Raw genomic sequence first — 11,521 nt, forward strand, 5'->3', positions numbered from 1 at the left:
ATCTTAATAAAACAATTATTTAACATTAAATATCTTGTTGAAAGAAACCGAATTCTGATATTCTCTTTTTTTTGAAGTATAAATCAGTTTTTAGGAATGTTATTCTTTTTTCTTTGTTTTATTATTATTATTATTATTATTTGAATTTCTTTAAAGTCGTTAAATTTTTTTATTAGGCTGTAAAGTTTTTAGAATAAATGTAAAGTATTAAGGGGGATTGATTTTGTTGTTAAAATTATCAACTTAATTTTTGTTTTTATGAATTTGATGTACAAAAAAAAGAGCTAAATATCGCTATTTAACTCTTTTTATTAAAAATATTAGTTGTTTTTTGTAGTTGATTTCTAATGCTGTAAAGATCTTTGTCTTACAGTTTCATATAAGAAAGCTCCGCATGCAACTGATACGTTTAATGAGGCTATTTCTCCTAATAAAGGTAGTTTAGCTTTATGGTCTACCATTTTTAAAATAGATGGATTAACACCTCGATGTTCAGATCCCATTATAATAGCTATTGGTTGGTTAAAGTTAATGCTATAAACAGAATCTTCTGTTTTTTCTGTAGCAGCTACTGTTTTAATATCTGATGCTTGTAATAAGAATAATGCATCTTTAATGTGATCAACTCTACAAATTGGCATTTTAAAAGCTGCTCCGGCAGAAGTTTTTATTGTTTCTGCGTTTACAGGAGCGCTACCATTTTTTTGAATAATAATACCGTTTACACCTGTGCATTCTGCTGTTCTAATAATTGCTCCAAAATTACGAACATCTGATAATTGATCTAATAGTAAAAATAAAGGAACTTTGTTTTCTTTAACCGTTTTTTCAATTAGTTCTTCTAGGTCAAAGAATTCAACAGGAGAAATTTGTGCTACAGCACCTTGGTGGTTGTTGTTTTTAGATAATCTATCTAGTTTTTCGACAGGAACCATGCTTGTGGTAAGTTTATTTGTCTTGATTAATTTATCAAGTTCAAAAAACAAATTACCTCTTAAGCCTTTTTGTAAATAAATTTTATTGATTGTTGATCCACTTTCGATCGCTTCAATTATAGCTCTTATTCCAAAGATGTTTGTTGTTTCTGTTTTATTCTCCATTTTGCAAATGTATGTTAAAAATTAATATTATTAAATAAAAAAAAATGTAGAGGGGTTGTTTGTTTTTTTTAATATAGTGCTTTTTAATACTCTTGTGATTATTTTAAAGTTATTCAAAATAGAACTGTCTTTTTTATTTTGTATTCAATTTTTAGCAATAAAAAACCAGAACAAATAAATGTTCTGGTTTTTATTATTAATTAAATGTGGTTGTTAGATTAATTTACATCCCACCATAATTTGGTGTGCAAATCATCTGTACCTTGGATAGCTATTATGGCGCTATAGTTTTCTGCGTTATTATCTTGTACGGAAGAGTCGTAAGCAAGTCTAACCGGAATTCTAGGATCCCCTGCGTATTCAGAAGGAGTTAGTGCTGGTGCATCTAATCTTCTCCATTCAGACCAACCTTCTTGACCGTTTAGGTATAAAGCAATGTACTTTTCATAAGCGATGTCCAATATTGTAACAGAAGTATGTGCGTTTAAGTATGAAGTAATATCAGCTTCATCTACACCCCAATAAGTCATAGAATCTGTAATACCTTCACTAAATAAAGTCTCAGCAGTATCTCCACCAACATTCCAACCTTTTAAAGCTGCTTCTGCCATAGATAATTTCATTTGAGCAGAGGTGTAAATAGGTGTAGGGAATGTATTATCATCATAAATTATTATAGAAGGTGGAAAAGAGTATGATGGTACATTACCGTTTACATTTCCGTCTGGTGCTCCTACATAACCAGCATCAGCATCGTCAGGGAAAACTGGGTTAGGGAAGATAGAGTCTCTAGCAGGTTCTCCATATTTAAATAATCTAGGGTCTAGGTTGTCTCTTAAGAATCCAACCATTGCTTCAGACATAATATAATCTTCTCTTGTTTTAAATCTATCGTGCCATGGGCTATCACCAGCATCATCAGATGTATAATTGTATTCTATATTTTCATCATTAGAAGAGATATAATTACCAGATGCAATTACTTCTTCAAATTTAGTTTGAGCTAAAGTAGGATTTACATCAGAAATTCTAAGAGCCATTGTCATTTTTAAAGAATTAGCAAAAACTAACCATCTACTCATGTCACCTTCAAAAATAATATCGCCAACTGGTCCTGTAGAAGTAGTACTAATTAAACTTATAGCTTCTTCTATTTCCGTAAACATTATTGTATACAATTCTTCTTGTGTTTCAAATTTTGGTTGAGCAAAATCGATTCCTTGGAAAGCTTCTGTCCAAGGTAATGCTCCCCAGCTATCAGTCATAAATTGAAGTATAAATGCTCTTAATATTTTAGCTGTTGCTATTTGGTTATCAGTATTTCCAAAAGCTTCAGCTTCTCCTGCTGTTTCAGGGTCAGTATTAATTTTGATTATTTCATTTAAATTTTGGATTGCTCCTGTATAGTAGCCGTTATAATTATAAGTTAGAGTTGCATATCTAGATTGTCCAGGGTATTGTCCTTCTGTTAGCTGTTGAGTAAATAAAACACCTGTTATGTCAGTACCTATGTCGGAAACTGTTTTTTGAGCTTCAGTTAATAACTGCGATGTTACTGCGGCAGTGGGGCCGTTAGGATTGTCATTTACGTTTCCAAAATCAACAGTGTCACAAGAGCTATAGATTAATGAAACACACAACAATAATATTGTCTTTTTTAATATATTATTCATGTTATTTTTTTTAGAATGTTAATTTTAAATTAATACCGTAAGATGATGTCATTGGTAATGTTCCTGCTTCAGCCCAATTTTCTTCATTTCTTTTTTCTAGTTCAGATGGGTCTACCCAAGGTAAGTCAGAATAAATTAACCAAACATTATTTGCTAATAAACTTATTTGAGCATTTGTTAAGCCGATTTTTTCAACAACATCAGTATTAAAGTTGTAAGTCATTTTTACGGTTCTTAATTTAACATAACTTGCATCATGTATGTTGTTTTCATATATATTACCTAAGTTACCTAAATTATAATATGCTTGAGGGTCTACATATTTGTCAACTATAGTCCCGTCAGAAATTGGAACTCCGTCTGAATCTGTTCCTGTCTGCAATACACCAGTAATATGAATACCACCACCATTAGCAACAGGGTCTCTTAAAGGGTTTCCTTTGTCATTTAATCCTGCTGTATAATCAGCTAAACCAGAGTGGTCCATATATCTTTCTGTTCTAGAGTAATATAATCCTCCTTTTTGTCCATCAAAACCTAAAAATAAATCAAGGTTTTTGTAAGAGAATGTAGTACTTAAACCTCCTGTAAAATCTGGTAATAAACTTCCAAGGTTTTTATTTGATTGAATAGCAAAGTTGTCGCTACTAGTAAAAATAGTACTTCCGTCTGTATGTTCTGCAAAACCAGTTGAGTAGAACAACCCGTACTCTTCACCAACACGTGCTTGTAAACTTACAGTTCCATAAGTACTTATGTTATATGCATCAATTCCTGGGTAAATTTCTACAACCTTTTTTTCTAGAGTAGCAAAATTAACTGCTAAATCCCATGAAAAATCATCAGATTTTATAATAGTACCGTTTAAACCTAGTTCAATACCTTTTGATGTTGTTTTACCTGAGTTTAAGGTAATATCATTGTAACCCGTAGACCCATCTAAAGAAACAGCAGTTGGTAAGTCTTCATCTACCCTGTCAAAATAAGTAATATCTAAACCTATTCTGTTGTTAATGAATTTTAATTCTGTACCAATTTCAAATTCTTTTCTTGTACCTCCAATTAAATCAGGATTGTTTTGAGTTGTAGGAACTGATAATGTACCATTACCTTGGTATAGGTCTCCTGCATCGTATGTGCTTGAAATTTGATAAGGATCTGGAAAATATGGTGCACTCGCATAACCTGCTCTTACTTTTGCAAAAGAAATAGCTTCGCTTTTGTCAAATAATTTATGAACTAATAAACTTGATGATACCCCAAAAGTTTCAACTCTATTGTCATCGGCTTTTGCTGTAGAAGACCAATCTAATCTGTAAGCTCCATCAAGGTATAGCATGTTTTTGTAACCAACTGATGCTTTTATGTATGCACCTCTTGTTTTACTTTGTTTAATTTCTGTAGCTGTAGTTACTGCATCAGTTGAGCCTGCTAGGTTGTAAAAATTAGGGATGGCTAAATCTCCATTGGTAGTAGATTCTGTCTCAGAATAATCGTTGTTTACAATTTCTCCTCCAAAATTAACGTTTAAATCAATGTCTCCATCTGCAAATTTGTCAGTATATGTTGCCATACCAAAGTAATGTTCTTTAGTATTTTTATAGTAGTATTCTGAGTACCATGCAGTGTCTAATAAACTTTTTGTTGTTGCTCTATCATTACCGCTGTAAGAGTTAAATGTAGATCTAATTTCTCCTAATACGCTGAATTTTTCACTAAATTTATAGGTACCGCTAACTTTACCATAAGTAGTGTTTTTGTAATCGTTTTTTATATTTTCGTAAGAGTGAAAATATGGCATATCCCAATATAAAGGTCTAGCATCTCTAGGTCCTCTGATGTTCCAAGAAACCAATTGTCCGCCAACTTCGTAATTTTCTAATCGATTTAAATCTAATTGTCTTTGCCACCATTGGTTCATGTTAGAACCTATGTTTCCGTAACCTTGATCAGGGTTGTTTAAAGTACTTCTGTCTTGATAGTTTACAATTGCAGTAAGTGCAAATTTATCTGATACATCGTAAGTAGCGTTAATAGCAAAGTTAATAGTTTTTTGGTTAGAGTTTGGTACAATACCTCCTTGGTCAATTAAAGATATAGAAGATCTTATTTTGTAATCATCTCCTCCTTTTGCAAAAGAAAGGTTTGTATTACTTGTAATACCTGTTTCATAAAAATCTTCTACATCACTAGTTGTTGGAGACCAAGCTCTAGTTTTTCCAAAATCTTCACCTCCTTCAATCCAAGAGTCCCAATGACGAACCATTGTTCCGTCTAATTTAGGTCCCCAAGATTCATCAGCCCAAAAATCAGGATAAAGATCTCCATCAAAAGAAGCCCAAGAATCAGGGTCTACTGATGGGTCGTAAGTAAATGTGTTGAAAGTTTGGCTATAACCACCACCATATTCATTTTGATAGCTAGGTAATGCTGCAACTCTATTGATTGTTGTTGCTTGGTCTACTGTAAATGTAGCTGCTCCTGATTTGGCACTTTTAGTAGTAATAATGATAACACCATCTCTACCATCAGGTCCATATATTGCTGTTGCAGATGCACCTTTCAATACAGACATGTCCTCAATATTATCTGTGTTAATGTCACTAATAGAGTACACAATTATACCATCAACAACATATAATGCACCAGTTTCACCTCTTAATTTTATTTGTGAGTTTCCAAATGTAGTAGAAGAGTTACCAACAATTTGTACTCCGGCAACTTTACCTGCTAATGCATTGTTAATATCTGTCTGTTTTCCTTTTTGAAGTTCAGCTCCTTTTACAGATTGTTGAGAGTATCCTAAAGATTTTTTATCTCTTTTAATACCTTGTCCTGTAATTACAATTTCATCTAAAACACTAGCATCTTCTTCTAATGTTACGTTAATTGTGTTAGAGATTCCAACTGTTTTTTCTACTGTCTTGTAACCAACATAGCTAAAACTTAATACATCTCCTTGTTTAGCTTTGATGGAATACTTACCGTCGAAATCAGTTTCTGTACCTGTTGTAGTTCCTTTTAAAAGTATACTAACTCCAGGTAGAGAGCCTGATAAGTCTGATACAGTTCCAGAAACTGTTTTTTCTTGTGCAAATGTAATTTGCACAACAAACGCTAGTAACAGCGTTAAAATTCCTTTAAACTTTGTTTTCATTATTTAGTAAATTTGAATTAATTGGTTCAAATATCTGTTTTTATTATTGAATATGCAATGAAAATTGTTAAAAAGAGTTAATTGATAGTTAATATGAGTTAAAACGTTGTGTTTTTTTTAATTGAATTTAAAAGAAATTTTTCCATCTGATTAGTAGTTTAATGTTTTTTAAGTCAACGCTTTCTGAATTGTTTTTTGATGTGATTATACTAAGGTTAATTTGTGAATTGTTAGTTGTGAATAGGTATCCGAGGCCTAATCCTAAAAAAAATTGATTAGAATTATTGATTTTTGCTTGTCCTATATCTGAAATTGAGTACAGGTAAGATTTTTTAGATGTTAAATATCTATACTCTAGGTTGATGTATGAGAACTTGTTTGTAAAGATGCTTTGTTCTGTGTAGCCTCTAATAGAATTTGCTCCTCCAATTCTAAAAAGCTCATTTGTTAGGTAAGATTCGGAAAAAAGATAACCAATTTCATTTTTTATGTAAATACTACTTCTATTATTTATATCCAAAATATATGAGCTTATTGTTTTTATTTTTAATTGGTTAGAAGAGTTTTTGTTTGTTGTTCTTTTTCCTAAAAAAGGATTTATTGTTAAATGAAATTTTTTATTAAAAAATAAGTCATTTTTGTGTTTTGTGTATGAGAAATTCAATCCGAAAAAATTACTGGTAAAAGATTCGTAGTTTGTTGTTAAATTTTTTGAAGTTAAGTTTTCTGAAGACTCCGAAATGTAGCTGAAACCTAGTTTTAAGTTGTTGTTAATATTGTATTTTAGTTTTGATTCAAAACTAGAGTTTATATAACTAGAGTCTTGTTTGTATATGTTAAAGGAAATTTCTGGACTAATTTTAGAGTTAAAAATGTATGGGGTTTTAATGTTTATCTGCAATTCTTGTCTTTCCTTCTCTATGCTGTTCCATAAAATACTAAATTCTTCTCCTTTGTTTAGGGTGTTAACTAATTTTAAATTTGCATTTCCGTTAAAAGTAATCTCTCCTTCTTCTTGTGAAGCAAAGTTTAAGATTCCGTCAAAACTATTATTTTGCCTTTTTTTTAAATAGATATATAATGAGGTAGAGTCTTTAGTGAATAGAGCTTCTGGCTTTTTAATTTCTCTCACAAATTCTAAGTTTTTTGATAGTTCCGAGATTTCTTCAATTTTATTTTTACTAAATACAGTGTTGTTTTTAATGTTAAAATAATTTTTTAAATATGATTTAGGGAAATCTTCATAATCTTTTATGGTAACTTTTTGAATTGTTCTTTTAGTTGATTGTTTAATGTTTAAATCAGCAAATAGTTTATTATCTTCTATGAAAATGTTTTCTAGCTGTACTGTAGAGAAAGATTGCCCTTGATTGTCTAATATTGAAGTTAGTTTAGATAAAATGTTTTCAATCTTGTCTGTAGAGATAATGAGCCTGTTTTTTGAAATTTCATATCCTGTCTCTTTGAATAAAGGTATGTAGTCATTTTTTACCCTAATAATTGCTTCTTCTGTTTTTTTTGATAAGGAAAAATATACTATGTGTTGTTTGTCTTCCTTTTTTATACTGTCAATTTGATTTGTAAAATAGCCTTCTTTTTTTAAAAAATAAGAAACTTTTTTAATTTCTAAATTTACTGATGTCGTGTCATTATGGTTAGTTGTGTAATTTATGTCTTTTAAGATTGATTTTTCTAAATCCTTATTAGAAGTAATTTTTAAAATGTAGTCTTGGGCAAAAAATCCATTAAAAGAAAATAGTGTAAAAAGTATATATATATAATGAGTTGCTTTTTTGTTCAAAATTGATAAAATATTAATGTCAAATGTAATGGAAAAAGCTAAAATTCAATATAAAAATCCTCTTTGACAAAAAATAACTCACTGATATTTGAATAATTAGAAAATAGTCGTACATTTGCGCACTCTTAAAAAAGAGATAAGGTTTAATTATAAACGAAAAACAGTAATAATTTAGTATGCCAACTATTCAACAATTAGTTCGTAAAGGAAGAACCAAAATAACTAAGAAGAGTAAATCGGCTGCTTTGTCGTCTTGTCCTCAAAGACGTGGAGTTTGTACTCGTGTTTATACTACAACACCAAAGAAACCTAATTCTGCAATGCGTAAAGTTGCCAGAGTTAGATTAACAAATGGTAATGAGATAAACGCATACATTCCAGGTGAAGGACATAACTTACAAGAGCACTCGATAGTATTAGTTAGAGGTGGAAGGGTAAAAGATTTACCAGGTGTTAAATATCACGTGGTACGTGGAGCTTTAGATACAGCAGGTGTTGAGGGAAGAACTCAACGTAGATCTAAGTATGGAGCAAAACGCCCAAAAAAGTAATTTAGTAACTTTTTTAATGTAAAGACATGAGAAAAAGAGCAGCAAAAAAAAGAGTCTTATTACCGGATCCAAAGTTTAATGATCAGTTAGTAACACGTTTCGTTAATAATTTAATGTGGAGTGGTAAGAAGTCAGTAGCGTTTAAAGTATTTTATGATGCGTTAGATATCGTAGAAGAAAGAAAAGGAGAAGACGAAGAAAAGTCGGCTTTAGAAATCTGGAAAGAAGGTTTGTCTAATGTAATGCCTCACGTAGAAGTAAGATCTCGTAGAGTAGGTGGTGCAACATTCCAAATTCCAATGCAAATTAGACCAGACCGTAAGGTGTCTATGGCAATTAAATGGATGATTTTATATACTCGTAAGAGAAATGAAAAAACTATGGCACAGCGTTTAGCTGCTGAGATTTTAGCGGCTGCTAAAGAAGAAGGTGCTGCAGTTAAGAAAAGAGTTGATACTCATAAAATGGCAGAAGCAAACAAAGCATTCTCACACTTTAGATTTTAATAGAAATGGCTAGAGATTTAAAATTTACAAGAAATATTGGTATTGCTGCGCATATTGATGCTGGTAAAACAACAACTACAGAACGTGTATTGTATTATACAGGTGTTTCTCATAAGATTGGAGAAGTGCATGATGGTGCAGCTACAATGGACTGGATGGAGCAAGAGCAAGAAAGGGGTATTACAATTACTTCTGCAGCTACAACTTGTGAGTGGCAATTTCCTTTGGAAAATGCGCAACCAACTCCTGATACAAAAGGATATCACTTTAATATTATTGATACCCCTGGTCACGTAGATTTTACTGTTGAAGTAAATAGATCTTTACGTGTATTAGATGGTTTAGTTTTCTTATTTAGTGCGGTAGATGGTGTTGAGCCTCAATCTGAAACTAACTGGAGATTGGCAGATAATTATAAAGTACCTCGTATTGGATTTGTTAATAAAATGGATCGTCAAGGGTCTGATTTTTTAGCAGTTTGTCAGCAAGTAAAAGATATGTTAAAGTCTAACGCGGTGCCAATTGTTTTAAACATTGGTGACGAAGATGAGTTTAAAGGTATTATCGATTTAGTAAAGAATCGTGCTATTATATGGCATGATGAAACTCAGGGAGCAACTTTCGATGTAATCGAAATTCCTGAAGATATGAAAGAAGAAGCTCGTAAATATCGTGCGCTTTTAATTGAAGAGGTAGCAAGCTATGATGAGAATCTTTTAGAGAAATTTATGGAAGATGAAGATTCAATTACAGAAGAAGAGGTGCATAAAGCATTGAGAGCTGCTGTAATGGATATGGCTATCATTCCTATGATTTGTGGTTCTGCATTTAAAAACAAAGGTGTTCAGTTTCTTTTAGATGCTGTTTGTCGATACTTACCTTCTCCAATGGATAAGGAAGGTATTGTTGGTATAAACCCAGATACAGAAGAGAAAGAATTACGTAAGCCAGATGTAAAAGAACCTTTTGCTGCTTTAGCATTTAAAATTGCTACTGATCCTTTTGTAGGTCGTTTAGCTTTCTTTAGAGCATATTCTGGTCGTTTAGATGCTGGTTCTTATGTTTTAAATAATCGTTCAGGTAAAAAAGAACGTATTTCACGTATCTATCAAATGCACGCTAACAAGCAAAACGCAATTGATTATATAGAAGCTGGTGATATTGGTGCTGCTGTAGGTTTTAAATCTATTAAAACAGGAGATACACTTTCTTCTCAAGAACACCCTATTGTTTTAGAGTCTATGGATTTTCCTGATCCAGTAATTGGTATCGCGGTAGAGCCTAAAACAAAAGCAGATGTTGATAGATTAGGTATTGGTTTAGGTAAATTAGCTGAAGAAGATCCAACATTTACAGTGCGTTCAGACGAAGCTTCAGGACAGACTATTATTTCTGGAATGGGTGAGTTACACTTAGATGTAATTGTAGATCGTTTAAAGCGTGAGTTTAAGGTAGAAGTTAATCAAGGTCAGCCTCAAGTAGAATATAAAGAAGCTATTACAGCAACAGCAGATCACAGAGAAGTTTATAAAAAGCAATCTGGTGGACGTGGTAAATTTGCTGATATAGTTTTTACTATAGAGCCAGCTGATGAGGGTGTTCAAGGATTACAATTTGAATCTATTATTAAAGGTGGTAACGTTCCTAGAGAATTTGTACCATCTGTAGAGAAAGGTTTTAAAGAAGCAATGAGAAACGGTCCTTTAGCAGGTTATGAAATGGATTCTATGAAAGTTACATTAAAAGATGGTTCTTTCCACCCTGTGGATTCTGATGCATTATCTTTTGAGTTAGCTGCTAAAATGGGTTATAAAGCTGCAGCAAAATCTGCTAAGGCTAAAATTATGGAACCTTTAATGAAGTTAGAAGTGTTAACTCCAGAAGAAAATATGGGTGACATTGTAGGTGATTTAAATAGAAGAAGAGGTCAAGTAAACGACATGAGTGATCGTAATGGATCTAAAGTTGTAAAAGCGTTAGTGCCATTATCAGAAATGTTTGGTTATGTTACTGCTTTAAGAACTATGTCTTCTGGTAGAGCTACTTCTACAATGGAATTTTCACATTATGCTGAAACTCCTTCTAGTGTATCTGAAGAAGTTATTGCTAAATCTAAAGGTTAATCCACTAAATTATTTAAGATGAGTCAAAAAATTAGAATAAAATTAAAGTCTTACGATTACAATTTAGTAGATAAATCTGCTGAAAAAATTGTAAAGACTGTAAAGAGTACTGGTGCTGTAGTAAATGGTCCAATACCTTTACCAACACATAAAAAGATTTTTACGGTATTACGTTCTCCACACGTAAACAAAAAATCTAGAGAGCAATTTCAATTAGCTGCTTACAAAAGATTATTAGACATTTATAGTTCTTCTTCAAAAACTATTGATGCTTTAATGAAACTTGAGTTACCAAGTGGTGTAGAAGTTGAGATAAAAGTTTAAGTTTTTAATTAACTTTCGGTTTAATTTTGTTAAACCGAAAGTTTTTTATACTTTTGCAACCCGAAATAGAGTAGGGTATGCTATTTTTGAAGTCAAATTCAATAATAGTAACATGTCCAGAGCGTTTCGCGACGGAAAAACGGAGAAAACAAAATCAGCGTTGAGTTTGTTTGCGCTGTTTTTTTTGTTCGAAACTTAAAGGATTAAGTGAAACAATGGTTTCAAACAAATAATTATTAATAGACGCGCTGGGTAAAAAATACTTATCGTCTAAAATTTTAACTAA

8 protein-coding genes are annotated in these 11,521 nt (G+C 31.8%); 4 read left to right on the forward strand and 4 right to left on the reverse strand.

The features are described 5' to 3' along the window. Positions 1-344: 344 nt before the first annotated feature. The 4 genes from rlmB to ACJJVY_RS08445 all read right to left on the reverse strand — a co-directional run bounded on the left by rlmB (position 345) and on the right by ACJJVY_RS08445 (position 7,731). Positions 345-1,100 carry a 23S rRNA (guanosine(2251)-2'-O)-methyltransferase RlmB gene (gene rlmB / locus ACJJVY_RS08430; protein WP_405606831.1) on the reverse strand — a complete coding sequence of 252 codons (756 nt, stop codon included), beginning with the start codon at positions 1,098-1,100 and terminating at the stop codon, positions 345-347. A gap of 218 nt (positions 1,101-1,318) precedes the next feature. Continuing rightward, entirely contained in the window at positions 1,319-2,773 is a 1,455-nt protein-coding gene (locus ACJJVY_RS08435) for a SusD/RagB family nutrient-binding outer membrane lipoprotein (protein WP_405606833.1), read from the reverse strand. Positions 2,774-2,783: 10 nt separating this feature from the next. Beyond that, positions 2,784-5,930 carry a SusC/RagA family TonB-linked outer membrane protein gene (locus tag ACJJVY_RS08440; protein ID WP_405606835.1) on the reverse strand — a complete coding sequence of 1,049 codons (3,147 nt, stop codon included), beginning with the start codon at positions 5,928-5,930 and terminating at the stop codon, positions 2,784-2,786. Between the two features lie 127 nt (positions 5,931-6,057). Next, positions 6,058-7,731: a hypothetical protein gene (locus ACJJVY_RS08445; RefSeq protein ID WP_405606837.1), complete on the reverse strand. Its 1,674-nt coding sequence runs from the start codon at positions 7,729-7,731 to the stop codon at positions 6,058-6,060. Between the two features lie 176 nt (positions 7,732-7,907). Here ACJJVY_RS08445 and rpsL point away from each other — a divergent pair, with 176 nt between their 5' ends. From rpsL to rpsJ, 4 genes are read left to right on the forward strand one after another with little or no spacing between them, the layout of a single operon-like run. Further along, entirely contained in the window at positions 7,908-8,282 is a 375-nt protein-coding gene (gene rpsL / locus ACJJVY_RS08450; protein ID WP_018943587.1) for a 30S ribosomal protein S12, read from the forward strand. A 26-nt stretch (positions 8,283-8,308) separates the two neighbouring features. After that, complete coding sequence (gene rpsG, locus ACJJVY_RS08455) at positions 8,309-8,788, forward strand: 30S ribosomal protein S7 (RefSeq protein WP_405606839.1); 480 nt, start codon at positions 8,309-8,311, stop codon at positions 8,786-8,788. Between the two features lie 5 nt (positions 8,789-8,793). Beyond that, positions 8,794-10,911, forward strand: a complete 2,118-nt coding sequence (gene fusA / locus ACJJVY_RS08460; RefSeq protein ID WP_405606841.1) for an elongation factor G — start codon at positions 8,794-8,796, stop codon at positions 10,909-10,911. Positions 10,912-10,929: 18 nt separating this feature from the next. After that, the gene (rpsJ, locus tag ACJJVY_RS08465; protein WP_068363283.1) at positions 10,930-11,235 is read left to right on the forward strand and encodes a 30S ribosomal protein S10; all 306 of its coding nucleotides are present in this window, start codon (positions 10,930-10,932) and stop codon (positions 11,233-11,235) included. Positions 11,236-11,521: the final 286 nt, after the last annotated feature.

This window comes from Polaribacter sp. Asnod1-A03 (assembly GCF_045063585.1).
Lineage (GTDB): Bacteria > Bacteroidota > Bacteroidia > Flavobacteriales > Flavobacteriaceae > Polaribacter.